Annotated in this window: 11 protein-coding genes; 1 reads left to right on the top strand and 10 read right to left on the bottom strand. The window is 58.8% G+C overall.

Annotated elements, in window-relative coordinates:
* Positions 1–38 precede the first annotated feature (38 nt).
* The 9 genes from HMPREF1487_RS07045 to pqqF form a co-directional block, all read right to left on the bottom strand.
* Entirely contained in the window at positions 39–281 is a 243-nt protein-coding gene (locus HMPREF1487_RS07045; protein WP_010795935.1) for a hypothetical protein, read from the bottom strand.
* A 146-nt stretch (positions 282–427) separates the two neighbouring features.
* On the bottom strand, positions 428–730 hold the full coding sequence (locus HMPREF1487_RS07040; RefSeq protein ID WP_010795934.1) for a hypothetical protein: 303 nt from the start codon (positions 728–730) through the stop codon (positions 428–430).
* 186 nt (positions 731–916) lie between these two features.
* Positions 917–2,761 (bottom strand): S9 family peptidase, encoded by a 1,845-nt coding sequence (locus HMPREF1487_RS07035; protein ID WP_010795933.1) that lies wholly within the window; start codon positions 2,759–2,761, stop codon positions 917–919.
* 26 nt (positions 2,762–2,787) lie between these two features.
* Positions 2,788–3,948, bottom strand: a complete 1,161-nt coding sequence (pqqE, locus tag HMPREF1487_RS07030; RefSeq protein ID WP_010795932.1) for a pyrroloquinoline quinone biosynthesis protein PqqE — start codon at positions 3,946–3,948, stop codon at positions 2,788–2,790.
* A complete protein-coding gene (pqqD, locus tag HMPREF1487_RS07025) occupies positions 3,920–4,195 on the bottom strand; it encodes a pyrroloquinoline quinone biosynthesis peptide chaperone PqqD (protein ID WP_010795931.1) in 276 nt (91 codons plus the stop codon). The genes pqqE and pqqD overlap by 29 nt, the downstream gene beginning before the upstream one ends.
* On the bottom strand, positions 4,192–4,941 hold the full coding sequence (pqqC, locus tag HMPREF1487_RS07020; protein ID WP_010795930.1) for a pyrroloquinoline-quinone synthase PqqC: 750 nt from the start codon (positions 4,939–4,941) through the stop codon (positions 4,192–4,194). Before pqqC ends, pqqD begins: the two co-directional genes overlap by 4 nt.
* A gap of 42 nt (positions 4,942–4,983) precedes the next feature.
* Positions 4,984–5,895, bottom strand: a complete 912-nt coding sequence (gene pqqB / locus HMPREF1487_RS07015) for a pyrroloquinoline quinone biosynthesis protein PqqB (RefSeq protein ID WP_010795929.1) — start codon at positions 5,893–5,895, stop codon at positions 4,984–4,986.
* A gap of 175 nt (positions 5,896–6,070) precedes the next feature.
* Positions 6,071–6,142, bottom strand: coding sequence for a pyrroloquinoline quinone precursor peptide PqqA (gene pqqA / locus HMPREF1487_RS26700; protein ID WP_003243383.1), 72 nt, complete (start codon positions 6,140–6,142; stop codon positions 6,071–6,073).
* A gap of 130 nt (positions 6,143–6,272) precedes the next feature.
* Positions 6,273–8,735 (bottom strand): pyrroloquinoline quinone biosynthesis protein PqqF, encoded by a 2,463-nt coding sequence (gene pqqF / locus HMPREF1487_RS07010; protein ID WP_010795928.1) that lies wholly within the window; start codon positions 8,733–8,735, stop codon positions 6,273–6,275.
* 372 nt (positions 8,736–9,107) lie between these two features.
* On the opposite strand from pqqF, the gene hhe reads away from it, so the two are divergent.
* Entirely contained in the window at positions 9,108–14,426 is a 5,319-nt protein-coding gene (gene hhe / locus HMPREF1487_RS07005) for a DUF4011 domain-containing anti-phage protein Hhe (protein WP_010795927.1), read from the top strand.
* Positions 14,427–14,470: 44 nt separating this feature from the next.
* Here the strand turns inward: hhe and HMPREF1487_RS07000 are convergent, their stop codons facing one another.
* Complete coding sequence (locus tag HMPREF1487_RS07000) at positions 14,471–14,914, bottom strand: globin domain-containing protein (RefSeq protein ID WP_010795926.1); 444 nt, start codon at positions 14,912–14,914, stop codon at positions 14,471–14,473.
* Between the last annotated feature and the right edge of the window lie 162 nt (positions 14,915–15,076).

The following is a 15,076-nucleotide window of genomic DNA, read 5'->3' as shown; positions in this document are numbered from 1 at the left end:
GCAGGCCGGGCACGACCTGCAGGAACGTGTGATATGCGTTAAAAAATCCAGCGTTGCGGGCGCTGATGCATATTGGCGCTGGCAGGTCTCCAGGGGCGAACGGAAAGTTCGGCCTGTGTGGCGGAGCTGGGCAGTGCAGCAGGTGCGTTGGGGTAGGCAGACAGGTTAGTGGTAAGCGTGGGTGAAGGTTGCGCCTGGGTTTCGTGTCCTAGAAACCAGGCGGCAACCACCAGCAGGGAAACAGCAAGACAAGATGCGGTACGGCTATGCAGGGAGTCCATTCCTTGGCTCTCACAGAGGATAATCAACCGCCCAAATCATATCGGGTAAGTTCATCTGTGAAGCCCTGGATGCCAACTTTATTGCAAAACCGGGCGAACTCTCACATCGGTATGTTGCATGGTTGGCACATGAGAGGCGTACCTCTTCAACTCGGGCGCAAGGTGCCTCGAAGGTGCTGACAGAATTCAATGACCTCATGAGCTCGCATGTGGTTGGATGAGTCTTCCGTCTGCCGCACGGCGGCCGTAATCATCGATTCGATGTTCTGGATATGAATCAGCTTGAGGTCGCTGCTCATATTGCCCAGTTCGATCAACTCCGCAATTCGGTTCTCAGAGCGGGTCAACAGGCGTTCGACAACATCAAGGCTCTCATCAAGCTCGTTTTTGACAGGGGAGGCGTAGAGGTAATCGGTGAGGGTGGGAGCAGGGCGGACTTGCGGTTCCATCGCGGGGTTCCTCATGTGACCTGTGCAAGAATATGGCACGCTCGAGGCAAGATGTATCGCTACTGGCACTTAGGCGCAAGAGCCTGACCTCGTCCAAGAGACGAGTGGTTTATACCGTCGTCGGTTGGTGTGCTGCAAGCGTCAAGGAGGCGGCTTCCGGCAGCGAAACGCCGAAAGCCGCCTGTATCAGGCGTTCTGATCGATCACACTGCGGTAGAACAGCCATTCGTGTTCAAGGGCATGGGCCTGGTTCTTGGCCTGCCTGAAGCCATGGCGTTCGTTGGGGTAGAAATAGCCTTCGGCACGAATGCCGCGATCTTTGAGTGCATGAAGCATGGCCCGTGTCTGCTCCGGGACAACGACGGCGTCCAGCTCACCCTGGAAGAAGATGACCGGGACATCGATCGTGTCGGCATGCAGGAGAGGCGTCCGCGCCCGGTAACGCTCCAGATCCTTCTTGGGGTCGCCAATGAGCCAGTCCAGATAGTCGGCTTCGAATTTGTGGGTCACGCGAGCCAGGGCGGCCGGATCCGTTACGCCGTACAGGCTGGCGCCGCCGCAAAACACAGTCTGGAACGCCAGCGCGCATAAGGCCGTATAGCCACCTGCGCTGCCACCTCGGATAAAGGCGTGGGCCGGTTCGATCAATTCTTGCTCGGCCAGATAATCCACTACAGCGCAGGCATCTTCGACATCGGCCTCACCCCAGCGCAGGTGAAGCGCGTTGCGGTACTCCCGTCCGTAGCCGGTGCTGCCTCTGTAATTGAGATCGGCAACGGCAAAGCCGCGTTGTGTCCAGTACTGGATACGGGGATCGAAGACGGGATAGCAGGCAGACGTAGGGCCGCCATGAATGAATACTACCAGGGGGGGCTTGGCCTCTCCTGTCATGGCCGGGTAGAAAAAGCCGTGCGCTTCGCCATCGCCGCTGGGGTAACGCAGGGCCTTGGGTTGACTGATGCGCTCGTTAGGCAATGGCGCAATACCGCCCGCCAGAATCTCGATGTTGCCATTCTGCCCGTTGATCTCAAGGATGCACGAGGGACGATTGGGCGCTGCGGCAATGCAATAGATGTATCCATCATGCAGGGCCAGGCTGCGAAAGCGGGTGAAGTCTTCCGCGAAGCGCAGCACTCGACCATCGGCCTCGCGTCTGCCCAGGTGGCCGAAGCCTTCCTCGAACCAAGTGGCTATATAGCGCTCGCCACCCAGGCTATACCAACTTCTGCCGCCTAGTTGAAAGGGCGCTGCTGCATGATCGGCTTTGATGGCAGTAAGCCTGCTGACACCTGATGTGCACTCTCCCCACGGTTGCCACCAGCCGTCACGGTCGGACAGGCAGTAGAGCTGGTCCTGTTCATCAAAACGGGGCTGTTGAATCGATTCCGGATCGCTGCCTGCAATGCAGACCGGCGCCTCCCATTGCCTATTGTCCAAGCGTTCGGCGCACATGAGGCGGGTAGAGGTCCATGGTTGGTGTGGGCGACTCCACTCGATCCAGGCCAGGCGCTTGCCGCTGGGGCTCAACGTAGGCGAGGCGTAGAAGTCAGCACCCTCGGCCAAGACCTGACGGTGGCTGTCTGCGAGGGAAATAGCGACAAGCCGGTGAATGACGGCCTCGTCCTCATGGGCTTCTTCCACCGCCATGATGAGGTTGGCTGCATAGTGCAGATCACCATAGCGGCGTTTACCCTGGGTCAATGCCACAGGTTGGCTGCCATCGAGTGGTTGACGGTAAAGCTGTTGATCCGAGTCGTTGACGAAGACGGCCTCTGACTCGGTCAGGCAAAACGCGCCGCCTCCGTACTCATAAACGCGGCTGCGTGCACTGTAGCCATCCGGCGTCAGGCAGTGCGGTTTGCCATCATGCCAGCGCCATAGACGGCAGGCGCCGTCAGCAGGATCATACTGATTCCAGAAAAGCCCCAGTGCCGATGCCTGTAGCTCGGCAAAATCGATGCCTGCCGCGACGGCCTGTTGAGCGGTAAAGGTGCCGTCTGTGTCTGTAGAAGCAGGGTGCTGGTAAGCCATGGTGCTTCTCCGTTGCTATGTAAGACTCAGGCTTTGGCGATAAGCCTGGAGTTCCGCTCATTACGAAAGCTTAGCTGCTCAATGCTTTGAGTGGCATGCTCCGCTTCGGTACGGGCGTTGAGGATCACGTCGTGATGAGGGGATTTGCTGCACACTGGATCAGCATTGGCGGCATCACCGGTCAGCATGAAGGCCTGGCAGCGGCAGCCACCAAAATCCTTTTCCTTTTCATCGCAGCTGCGGCAGGGTTCTGGCATCCAGTCATAACCGCGGAAATGATTGAAGCCAAAGGAGTCATACCAGATGTACTGAAGGCTATGATCCTTCACATTCGGAAACTGGATCGGCAGCTGGCGAGCGCCGTGGCAGGGCAATGCGGTACCATCCGGCGTGACGGTAAGGAAGATACTGCCCCAACCGTTCATGCAGGCCTTGGGACGTTCTTCATAATAGTCCGGCGTCACGAAGATCAGCTTGCAGGGATGGCCTTCGGCTTCGAGCTTGGCGCGGTATTCGTTGGTGATGCGTTCGGCGCGTACCAGTTGCTCTTTAGTGGGTAACAGGCCGACCCGATTGAGCTGCGCCCAACCATAGAACTGGCACGTCGCAAGCTCGACGAAATCCGCTTCCAAGGCGATACACAGCTCGATAATACGGTCGATCTTATCGATATTGTGCCGATGCGTGACAAAGTTGAGCACCATGGGGTAGCCATGGGCTTTTACCGCGCGGGCCATCTCCAGCTTCTGGGCAAAGGCCTTTTTGGAACCGGCGAGCAGGTTGTTTACCTCTTCGTCGCTGGCCTGAAAGCTAATCTGAATATGATCGAGCCCGGCGTCGCGAAAGGTAGCGATCTTCTGCTCGGTAAGGCCGATGCCGGAAGTGATCAGGTTGGTGTAGTACCCCAGCCTGCGAGCCTCGCCGATCAGTTCGGCCAGATCCTGGCGTACCAGAGGCTCGCCGCCGGAAAAGCCCAGCTGTGCTGCGCCCATCTGCCGGGCCTGCTGCATGACGGTGAACCACTGTTCGGTGGTCAGCTCCTTGCCTTGAGCCGCAAAGTCCAGGGGGTTGGAGCAGTAGGGGCACTGCAGGGGACAGCGGTAGGTCAGTTCTGCAAGGAGCCACAAGGGCAGTCCTACCGCAGGCTGCTCAGGCAGGTTAGCCGAGTTGGATCCAGTGCTCTGCACGAGCAACCTCCATGAACTGCTCCACATCGTCACCGAGTTCCGGGACGCCTGGGAAGCGTTCGTTCAACGCATCAATGATGGCGGCCACGTCACGCTGGCCGTCTATGAGTTCGCCAATGGCGGCAGCGCTTTCATTCAGCTTGATCATCCCTTCCGGATAGAGCAGGACAAAACCGTTCTGTGCGGGCTCGAACTGGAAGCGATAGCCCGGGCGCCAGCGCGGCACCTGGGTGCGGTCAAAGCTCATAGTTGAATTCCTTTATGCCAGACGCGCTGGTCGGTTACGGTGTGGTAGGGCGGCCGTTTCAGCTCGTAGGCCATGCTCATGGCATCCAGCATGCTCCAGAGGATATCGAGCTTGAATTGCAGGATTTCAAGCATGCGCTGCTGGGCATCATAAGTGGTGTAGTGCTGGAGGGTGATGTGCAGGCCATGCTCCACATCGCGGCGTGCCTGACCAAGGCGTGTGCGAAAGTATTCATAGCCGGCTGGGTCGATCCAAGGGTAATGCTGGGGCCAGCTATCCAGACGCGATTGGTGAATCTGCGGAGCAAAAAGTTCGGTCAACGAGCTGCTGGCTGCTTCCTGCCAGGAGGCGCGGCGCGCAAAGTTGACGTAGGCGTCTACCGCGAAGCGTACGCCAGGGAGCACCAGTTCTTGCGAGAGAACCTGCTCACGGTCGAGTCCTGTTGCTTCAGCCAGGCGTAGCCAAGCCTCGATTCCACCTTCCGTTCCAGGAGCACCGTCATGGTCAAGAATACGCTGAACCCACTCGCGGCGAATCTCGCGGTCCGGACAGTTCGCCATGATGGCGGCGTCTTTCAGAGGAATGTTTACCTGATAGTAGAAGCGGTTGGCCACCCAACCCTGGATCTGCTCGCGTGTCGCACGGCCTTCATACATGGCGACGTGATAGGGATGATAGATGTGGTAATACGCGCCCTTGGCGCGCAGGGCCTGTTCGAACTCTTCAGGGGTGAGGGCGTGTGGCATGTCTGGCCTCCTCGGTAGATAAAATGACCGGATGCACGCGGATCACAGCTCGATGCTCATGCCATCCCAGGCGACTTCGACGCCGCGTCGCTCGACTTCTGCGCGCTCGGGCGAGTCCTCATCCAGAATCGGATTGGTGTTGTTGATGTGGATGAGCACCTTGCGTGGCGAGGTCAGCTGGTCGAGGACCTCAAGCATGCCGCCGGGGCCGTTCTGAGCCAGATGGCCCATCTCGCGGCCGGTGCGGGTGCCAACGCCACGGCGCTGCATTTCATCGTCTTCCCATAGGGTTCCATCGACCAGCAGACAGTCGGCTTCGGCCATTTTGGCCAGCAGGGCGTTATCCACCTGACCCAGGCCTGGCGCATAGAACAGCTTGCCGCCCGTAAGCAGATCTTCAACGATCAGCCCGATGTTGTCACCGGGATGCGGATCGAAGCGGTGCGGCGAATAGGGCGGTGCAGCGCTACGCAGCGGTAGAGGCGTGAAGCGCAGGTTCGGGCATGCCGGAATAACGAAGCTGTCTTCCAGCTCGATACGGTTCCAGCGCAGGCCACCGTTCCAGTGTTCCAGCATGTTGAACAACGGGAAGCCAGTCGTGAGATCCTGATGAACCATATCGGTACACCAGACCTCGTGGGGGCAGCCCTCGCGCAGGCTGAGCAGGCCGGTAGTGTGGTCGATCTGGCTATCGAGCAGAATGATCGCGCCGATGCCGGTATCCCGTAGCGCACGGCCCGGCTGCATGGGGGCGAAACTCTGCAGCTGCGCGCGGATATCCGGTGAGGCGTTGCACAGCACCCAATTTACGCCGTCATCGGACAGGGCTATGGACGACTGGGTGCGAGGTTGCGCACGAAGACTGCCGTCACGAACACCACGGCAGTTGGGACAGTTGCAGTTCCACTGGGGAAAGCCGCCGCCTGCAGCGGAGCCAAGAATCTGGATATACATGATTTATCTATGAAATGCGGCCAACTTAGAACTTGTCACGAGCGGCGAGGGACATTCAGGAGAAGCACCTGTTGGCGGTCCGGCTGCGCCGAACAGGCCTCGCGGTAGGCATGACCCACTTCTAAGGTGGCTAGAAAAGGAACGCCCCGGATAACCGGGGCGCTGGATCACGCAATCAACGGTTAGCGAAGTACATGGTGACTTCGAAGCCAATGCGCAGATCGGTATAAGCAGGTTTAGTCCACATAATGAATACCCCTCAAAGTGATATCGGAAAGGTCCGATTTACTTAGTACAAAATACCTTGCATACGTTCAGGATAAACACATCCTGAAACGCACTTAAGCTAGTTTACCCTGATATGGTGCGACGTATAGTTACAGGGTTCGCCAATGTGTTTCTGTCGAGACATGGTTGGCTAAACAGGTCCAGCCGTGGTAGGCGCTGTGTAAGGCATGCAGAGCGTGCTGAAGGTCGTCAGGGTGTAGAGCCAGGATCGCTTTGCGAAGGTCATCGAGATAGGTCAGCGGATAACCTCCCTGATGGGCGCTCCATAGCTCTTCACCCAGCTGGCGGGTGTCGAGTGCACTAGGTAGGAACTGATCGGCAAGGACCTTTTGCTGCTGCTCGAATGGCTCATGGGTCAGTGCAGCGATGTCGGTCGGTAACCGGGCAAGAAACGCCTCGATATAATTAAGGATGTCTGCGGTCGTCACCGTTGGAGACTGGATGCCAAACACGAGCGTTGACCGTCCCGCGATCTGACGGACACTGGAAAATACCGCATACCCCAGCTGCAGCTCCACACGCATGCGCTGGTAAAAGCGCGGTTGCACGAGGTGGCCAAGGAACCGCCAGGCGGCCTCCTGCCGGATGTCATGGGGCGGTGCCGGACAGGCCAGCAGAACGGCATGTTCAGACGAGTGCCCGGGAACGGTGTGCCACCATCGACCACTACGGCTCGGCGGGACTGGGGGGCGCTGTGCAGGTACTCCGGGCAAGTCCAGCAAGCAATGGCGAAGCGAGTTTAGCTCCATCTTCGAAAAGCCGATAGATAAGCTATCCCACCGTGCAACAGACCATTGTCCAGCAAGCTGGGTGGGGCCTTCCATTTCCTGACCTGCCTGATCCGTCTGGGTCTGAGGAGGCTCCGCCATCAGATCGGTGAGCCGGCTTATGAGCTGCCTGATAGGCATGCTGTTCGGCTCAGCGGGCGGCTGGCTGAAGGCTTGCCAAGCTTCGTGGCTGGGCCTATGGAGAATAGGGATGAGCGCATTGAGTACAGCTGGAATCGCCTCACTCAAGCCGGTCAGCCTAAGCTGCCATTGCTGGCCAAGCGTGCTGAGGGAAGCCTCAACACCTGCCTGGCGTGCCTGATGGCTGATAGCTTTTAGTGCGTGGTTGAGTGTGCGGACGAGAGCCGGTTGATACGCGGCCGGTTCCAGAAAGTGCCAGCGGATATACAGTGCACCTTCACCCAGGCCGGCAGCCGCTTCCTGAATACTCTGAAGGGCGGGTAGCGAAACGGAATCTGCTCCCGTCTCGATCTGCGCAGGCACGAGGAATGGGTTGAGCGGTGGAAGCGTCCAGTTCAGGGCTGGCGCTTGCTGACGCTCGCATGCGCCTGGAGCAGGAAGCAAATTGTGTTCAGGCTTCAAATGCCCGAGCAGGTGTCGCAAGGCAGTCACGCCAGCGCTTGATAGGCCCGGTGCTTTCAACCCGTCGTCGAGAAGTGACCGGGCCAGTGGCAATGCGGCGCTGGTAGCACGTGTTCGCTGCGCGAGGCGCGTGTACTCCGCCTGTAGCTCAGTCAGATCAGGCTGGCGTTCCAGGAACGTCAGCCAGTCGAAAAAGGCATGAGCTATCTGTGATGACGCTTTAATGCCTGCCTCGGTCAAGGCTATTTCAACAGCGAGTACCGCCTGCTGCCTGAAGTGATAGAGCGGCTCCAGCGTCAGCGTCTTGACCCATCCTTTCTTTCGCAAGGTGCTTATCAGGCCGCCGGTATGTTCGGTGTGCGTCCAGATGGACAGACAATCAATGGCCTCACGACTATCAGCGGGCAGGTCTTCCAAGGCGAACAGCAAACTGAGCGTCTCTGTATCCGGAGGCTCTACCGGTGCGATGCGTTCTGGAGGAAGAAGCGCAGGGGGCGATAATGGCTCGATACGCTCCCCCGCATTGAAGCTAGCGCCGTAACGGTCTGCCAGCTGGCGTAGTTCATTCAGGGGCTGTGGTCCGACCAAGACCAGCGTCATCTGTCCGGCTTGATAGAAACGCTCGTGGAAGCCTTTCAGTGCTGCTTGAAAACGCAGGTTGGGCACGAGCAGGCTGTAGCGGTTGCCCGCATGGAATGCTGTGACAGGATGGCGGCGCGACAATGGGTGCATCTGCCACGTCAGGCGGTGCGTGCGGGTATCCCTTGACCAGGCAATAAACTCGGCATGGATAACCTCGCGCTCGCGGCGTTGATCTTCGTGGGCAAGACGCGGGTGGACGAGCATGTCACACAGACGGGCAACTCCGCCTTCCAGCGCGGCAGGTGGCACCTCGAAAAAAAAGTCCGTGGTGCGTTCCCGTGTACTGGCATTGACCTGCCCGGCATGGCGTTGCACGTAAGCCATCAGGCCTTCATCAGCGGGATAGGCCTGCGTGCCCAGGAAAAGAAGGTGCTCAAGGAAATGTGCAAGCCCGGGCCATGCGCTATCCACATCATGACTTCCTGCGGCGACCCGAATGGCGGCCGAGGCCCGTTTGAGTCGAGGCACCTGTCCCAGAATGACGGTCAGGCCGTTGGCAAGGCGAAGGGATTCGAATCGGGTGGCAGACAAGTTATTCATGGCAGTCGTTATGCACCGGTGATATGCACAGGGCTTGTTGGAGCCGCTCTACGGCTTTGTTGCAGGCAGAAATGCATCGTTAGGCTACACGGATAAGGCCATGTCCGACCATGTCCCAAGAAATTGCCATGCTTTAAGCAGAACTTTTCCGGATATCGCGTGCTTTTCAGGTGTATTTATGTACAGTATCTGATGTTTATCGATACATTGCGGATCAAGGCGCTTTAAAGCGCACAGTGTATGGCGCTCGCCATTACGGTCAGTGTTTTCTGTTCTTCATCTTTTCACCGACAGACTGACTTATCTATTGATGACCGTTGATTTGAATACCGACAGCCTGGCTGTCGGTCTGCTGTTTTGAGGACGTTGTTCGTGGACGACACTACAGGCTCATCCGTCAGCCATCTCTCCAATCTCGAGCGGCTGCGAAGCCGTCTGCTCGATCTCAGCGCCCGTAACCGGCTGCTCAATTTTTCCCATGCGCGGAGCAAGCGTTTCGTTCGCGTGATCGACGAGCTTCCGGACCAGTTGTTCGAGATGCTGCTCTCCGAGCGCTCGATGCGCTTTGCGGCCGTGCCTGAGCCTACGCAAGCGTTGCTGCTCCAGCATGGCTTTCTGGAAAAAGACCCCTGTACGGGGCAAATGCGCGAAGTTAAAAAACTACCTACTGCAGAAGAGTGGGCTGCTGTATTGCGCATGGCTTCCAGCTATGAACTTCCCATGCCGATACTGGCCGAGGCGCCTGTCGTGGGTGACAGCCTTCTGCGGCTTGAAAACGAAGGGGGCCTGATCGAAGAGTCTCCCGTGCTGGAGGAGATCCGGGAGCGTAAGCACTCGGATGAGTCCATTCAGAGCCTTTATTTTCCGCCCGAGCTCGAGGCGCGCCTGCAGATTCTGCATGCCCAGTCACGGGTCGCGCTGGAAGAAAGCGGTGCGAATATCCTGTATCTGGCCATTGGCTTTCTGGAGTGGGACGAATCTGTAGCCGGTAGCAACAGTACGCGTCTGGCGCCGCTCATGCTTGTGCCCGTGCAGCTGGAAAAAGGCAGGCTCAACGCGGAAACCGCGACCTTCGAATACCGTATCCAGTACACCGGCGAAGATATCCTGACCAATCTGTCGCTCAGGGAAAAGTTGCAACTGGACTTTGGAATTGCGTTGCCCTCCATCACCGAAGAGCTAACGCCCGAGGCCTATTTCCGTCTGGTACAGGATACGATCCTCAGGGCCAAACCTGCCTGGCAGGTGCGCCGGTTTGCCTCGCTCGGCCTGTTCGAATTCGGCAAGCTGATGATGTATCTGGATCTTGATTCGGAGCGCTGGAGCGAAGGGCAGCTGGGGACGCATCCGCTGGTACAGCGCCTGACAGGCGCCTCGGTGGATGAAAAGGAGCCTCTGGCCGAGGCTGGATTCAGTGCTGAATACGCAATTGATGAACTGCCCGAGGTGCACGAGCATTATCCGCTGATCGACGATGCGGACAGCTCCCAGCACAGTGCGCTGGTGGATGTCATCCGGGGTGAAAACCTGGTCATCGAAGGGCCCCCTGGCACCGGCAAGTCCCAGACCATTACCAATATGATCGCGGCGGCCATGGCTCAGGGTAAGAAGGTGCTGTTTGTGGCAGAAAAGCGCGCAGCGCTGGAAGTAGTCAAGAATCGTCTGGAGCGGGCAGGGCTGGGTGATTTCTGCCTGGAGCTGCACAGCCATAAAAGCCAGAAGCAGGCGGTGATCTCCAGTATCCGCCAGCGAATCCAGAAACGGGGTACCTTTCGTTCGCCCAAGGAGCGACAGGCTCAGATTGAGCACTATGAACGTCTGAAGCGACAGCTCAACCGCTATGTCGAGCAATTGCATGCTCCCTACGAGCAGGTTGGCATGACGGCGCATCAGATTCTCATGCAGGCGACCCGTTTGCGTGAGAGCCTGCCTGTGGCGCCTTCCGAACTGCATCCTGTGTATGACTTGCCTGTTTCGCGTGTGCAGCTGGAAGAGCAAGCCAACTTTTACGCCACCTACTACCGCAAGACTGCACAGGAAGCTGGCGAGCCGGGACGGCTGGAAACCCATCCCTGGTTTGGCTGCCGCCTCACCCGTTTGACCGGCACCGAGCGGGAAGGCCTTATGTCGTCGCTTGAGCATGCCCGGCAAGCGCTGACCCGCTTTGCTGCGCTCAGGGCTCCACTGGCCGAACGGATGGGGGCACCGGCGCTCGCGCAGTTCACGCCCCAGGCACTGGCTGATCTGGCGGAGCGCCTTCCCGCGTTGATCCTCCCGCAAGGCGACGAGGATTGGACATTGCTGCCCTTGCTGGATGAATCATCCTGTACAGCATTGGGTGACTGGCTGGAGCGGTTCGATGCCTTGCTCAAGGGGCAGGAAGCCCTAGCGCGCCGTTTCAAGCCTGACGCCATTCGTTCCGCCGATATCTGCCAGCTGCTTAACCGGGCTTGCGCTGCGCTACGGTTGCATGTGGAAGGAGAGCTGGACCTGTCACAGGCGCTGGACCTCATGAAGCGAACCCGCGACCTGATGCAGGCAGCTGCTCAGGTCAATACGGCCGTGCAACACTTGCAAGAGCAGGGCGCGGCAGGCGAGTGGATAAGCGACCGGGAGGGACTGGAGCAGCTGGGTACGTTGCTTCTCCTGGCGCAGGCACTGCCGGCCGAGTTGGTCGAGGCGCGTCAGCGAAGCTATGAAGACGAGGCGCTCGATATCCTACTCTCCAAGCTCGCGGATCAGCTGCCCGAACTGCGCCGTCAGCGTGAGCATCTGTCCAAGGTGTTTTCGTTCAGCCGCCTGCCCGATAGCCAGCGTCTGGAGGATCTGCATCGCGTGCTGTCCGATGCGTCTCTGCTGCGCTGGTTCAAGGGCGAGTGGCGAGCGGCCAAGGCAGAACTGCTGACGCTGATACGGCCCGGTGTGAAGCTGGGCGAAGGCATCGACGCGCTGGTGGAGGCCGTCGCGTTTCAGCGTGAAAGCACGGCGCTGGCGCAGAATACCGGCTATGCCCAAAAGCTGGGGCCACTGTTCAAAGGGCTAGAAACAGAAGTTGATGATCTCTTACGTCTGCGCGCTTGGTATCGTCAGGTCCGTGAAACCTGCGGGCGCGGCTTTGGTGTCAAGGTATGGATTGCGGATTACCTGACCAAGGCAGACGCTGCGGACATCGCCGCGTTACAGGGTGAGGCCGATACACTGCTGGCCTATCTGGGAGAAGTAGAGGATTTAAGGCAGGACCTCGAAACCCTGTTTACCTTTGATGCTCATGATCTGCGCACACAGCCGCTGCTGGCCGCTGACGGTGTGCTGGTCCGCCTGCTCAAGAGCGTGGGTGGGGCGCTCAAGGCGATGCTGCCCTATGTTCGGGAGCAGAATCCAACGCTCAATGGGTTGCAGGCACAGATCAAAACCCTGGAGGCATGGCAGCAAAGCGCTGCCCAGCTGCGTCAGGACCAGCAGCTTGCGGCTGTGCTGGAAGGCCGCGAGCTACCGACCCTGGAGCAAGCCTCAAGCGCCCGCGCCACCCTTAACACCTGGCGTCATACCGTCGAGCTTGCCCGGCCATTGCTGGCGTTGTCTGTTGGGCGTGATCTGATGGCACGTCTGGCCGAAGAGGACGCGGACGGCGCCGAACGCCTGATCCAAGAGTGGCAAGAGCAGGCTGCGGTCATTCAGCAGGGCATGGCAGCCTGGGAAGACCGTCTGGACGCCTTTCTGGTGCGAGGAGAAATCGAGCCTGACGAGTGGTGGCAGGCTGTTACGGAGCCGACATTCGAGGCGCTGGAAGCACGGTTGCGCCGGGCGTCCGAACGTGAAGACCTGCTCGATCACTGGTTCGAATACCGTCGACTACGTAGCCGGCTGGCTGACCTTGGTTTCGAGTCTACCGTTGTGGCCATCGAACGGCAGCGTCTGACGGCAAATCAATGCGCCGATGGCTGCCTGCTGGGCTTGCTGGACCGCTGGGCCTGCCAGATCCTGGAGGATAATCCAGCACTGGGGCAGTTTTCCGGTAAGGAGCAGGAGGCTATTCGAGCGCGCTTTGCCGAAATCGACCAGGCGCTCAAGCAGATTCAGCGCGACGAGGTGGCGTACGACATCGATCAGGTAGAAGTGCCTGCCGGCAACAACTCCGGCAAGGTGAAGGAGCGTACCGAACTGGCGCTGCTGGAACACGAAGCCAGCAAACAGCGCAGCCATCAGCCTATTCGCAGTCTCATGCAGCGTGCCGTCAAGGCGCTGCAGGCACTCAAGCCCTGCTTCATGATGAGTCCGATGGCGGTAGCGCAATACCTGCCCGCGGGCGAAGTGGAGTTTGATCTGGTGGTAATGGACGAAGCCTCGCAGATGCGTCCCGAAGAGTCCTTGGGCAGCATTGCCCGCGGTCGTCAGCTCGTGGTGGTCGGTGATCCGAAACAGCTGCCGCCCACCAACTTCTTTGCACGCCAGGGAACGGGAGACGATGCAGAAGATGAAGACCTGTCCCTCGCTCAGGATTCCGAAAGTATCCTGGATGCGGCCATGCCCTTGTTCCGGCTGCGCCGCCTGCGCTGGCACTACCGCTCGCGGCATGAAAGCCTGATTGCGTTTTCCAACGCGGCCTTCTATGACGGTAACCTGGTGGTCTATCCCTCACCGCATCGCGAGTCGGCTGAGTTTGGCGTCAAGTTTGAGCGTATCGGCAACGGCCGTTTCGTCGAGCAGCGCAACGTAGAGGAAGCCGAGGCAGTTGTGGCAGCGATTGAGCATCACCTGCTCAATCGCCCACAGGAGTCCCTGGGCGTGGTTGCGATGAACGTCAAGCAGTCTGACCAAATCGAGCGCCTACTGGAGCTGCGCGCCAAGCAGAACCCGGAGCTTCAGCATGCCTGGGAGCGTAATGCGGGACTGGCCGAGCCGCTGTTCGTCAAGAACCTGGAAAACGTGCAGGGGGATGAGCGAGACGTCATTTTCATCTCGTTCACCTACGGCCCCATGGAGGCAGGTGGAAAGGTGCCCCAGCGCTTTGGCCCGATCAACAGCGACTCGGGTTGGCGACGGCTGAACGTCTTGTTCACTCGCTCCAAGAAGCGTATGCACATTTTCACGTCGTTCACGGCATCGGATGTACTCGTTACCGGTACGTCGAGTCGTGGCGTACACGCGCTGCGTAACTTCCTGCACTATGCCGAGACGGGGTATCTGCCGCGCGTGGAAGAAACCGCACGCGCCCCGGACAGCGACTTCGAGATTGCCGTCATGGACGCCTTGTCTCGCCACGGTTACACCTGTGAGCCGCAGGTTGGTGTGGCAGGCTTTTTCATCGATCTGGCCGTGCGTGATCCTGAACAGCCAGGGCGTTACCTGATGGGGATCGAATGTGATGGGGCTGCTTACCACTCAGCCAAGTCCGCGCGGGACCGGGACCGGTTGCGTCAAAGCGTCCTGGAGCAATTGGGCTGGCGGATCCGCCGAATCTGGTCAGTGGACTGGTTCCGTAACCCTCGTACACAGCTCGATCCCATTATTCATGAGCTTGATCAACTACGAAGGGAAAGTCCTGTCTCTGCCAAGCAGTTGAGCGAAGAGGAAAAGACCATGGAGCATGAGGTTTTAGATGCAAGCGTAGGGACCCACCTGCTGGCTGAGCCTCCTGTTACAGAGAGAGCAAATCACGGCCCGGACGATATGAGCCCGCACGTCCACTAAAATAAAGGCCCGCCAAGCGCGGGCCTTTTGCTGGAGCCTGCCTGTTAGCAGGCTTCGCCGTACAGCGTTTTCTCACGGTTGATCATGATATCTGCCAGGAACCAATAGGCTTCGCCCCAGGCATTCAGGATCTCGTCAGTGGCCGCATCACCCAGTACATCCTTGATGGCTGGTAGCAGGGCATTGGCAACTGCAGGGTAGTGTTCGGCCTTGACGTGTGTGGCTACGTGCCGGGCGCAGATCTTGTCCACTGCACCCTGAATCGCTTCCAGATGGTCCACGTTCTTGGCAAAGGCCAGGATGGCGGCAGCCAGGCGTCTGGGTTGTTCGCCCGACTTGTGGGCGGCTTCGTCGAACAGTGCCTTTATCTCTGGATCGACAAACAGGCGCTCGTACATGCGGGTCGTAATAGCAACGCCATGCTCCTGGATGACAGGCGCCGTCGATTTGATAATGGCAATGGTTTCAGGTGATAAAGGCTGGCTCATAAGGCTTCCTACCGTATTCTCAGGCCGCTGCAAAAGGCGGCCCTGTTGTCATCAGGCTAGTGTTAACGATAGCAGCGCCCTTCGGCGGAGGGCTTGCTAGAAGCATAGACTACCGCGCTGATATCGCCGCAAAGGCACGAATCGATGGCTGTAGCCTAATGA

Source organism: Pseudomonas sp. HPB0071, assembly GCF_000478505.2.
Classification (GTDB): domain Bacteria; phylum Pseudomonadota; class Gammaproteobacteria; order Pseudomonadales; family Pseudomonadaceae; genus Chryseomonas; species Chryseomonas luteola.
The sequence above is the reverse complement of the archived record's forward strand: the minus strand, read 5'-3'. Positions and strand labels throughout refer to the sequence as shown.

Coding starts and splice junctions, on each gene's coding strand:
- pqqD (WP_010795931.1), bottom strand. CDS start 4,195: ATGAGCTTTGACCGCACCCAGGTGCCGCGCTGGCGCCCGGGCTATCGC.
- HMPREF1487_RS07000 (WP_010795926.1), bottom strand. CDS start 14,914: ATGAGCCAGCCTTTATCACCTGAAACCATTGCCATTATCAAATCGACG.
- HMPREF1487_RS07035 (WP_010795933.1), bottom strand. CDS start 2,761: ATGGCTTACCAGCACCCTGCTTCTACAGACACAGACGGCACCTTTACC.
- pqqF (WP_010795928.1), bottom strand. CDS start 8,735: ATGAATAACTTGTCTGCCACCCGATTCGAATCCCTTCGCCTTGCCAAC.
- HMPREF1487_RS07040 (WP_010795934.1), bottom strand. CDS start 730: ATGGAACCGCAAGTCCGCCCTGCTCCCACCCTCACCGATTACCTCTAC.
- pqqB (WP_010795929.1), bottom strand. CDS start 5,895: ATGTATATCCAGATTCTTGGCTCCGCTGCAGGCGGCGGCTTTCCCCAG.
- HMPREF1487_RS07045 (WP_010795935.1), bottom strand. CDS start 281: ATGGACTCCCTGCATAGCCGTACCGCATCTTGTCTTGCTGTTTCCCTG.
- pqqC (WP_010795930.1), bottom strand. CDS start 4,941: ATGCCACACGCCCTCACCCCTGAAGAGTTCGAACAGGCCCTGCGCGCC.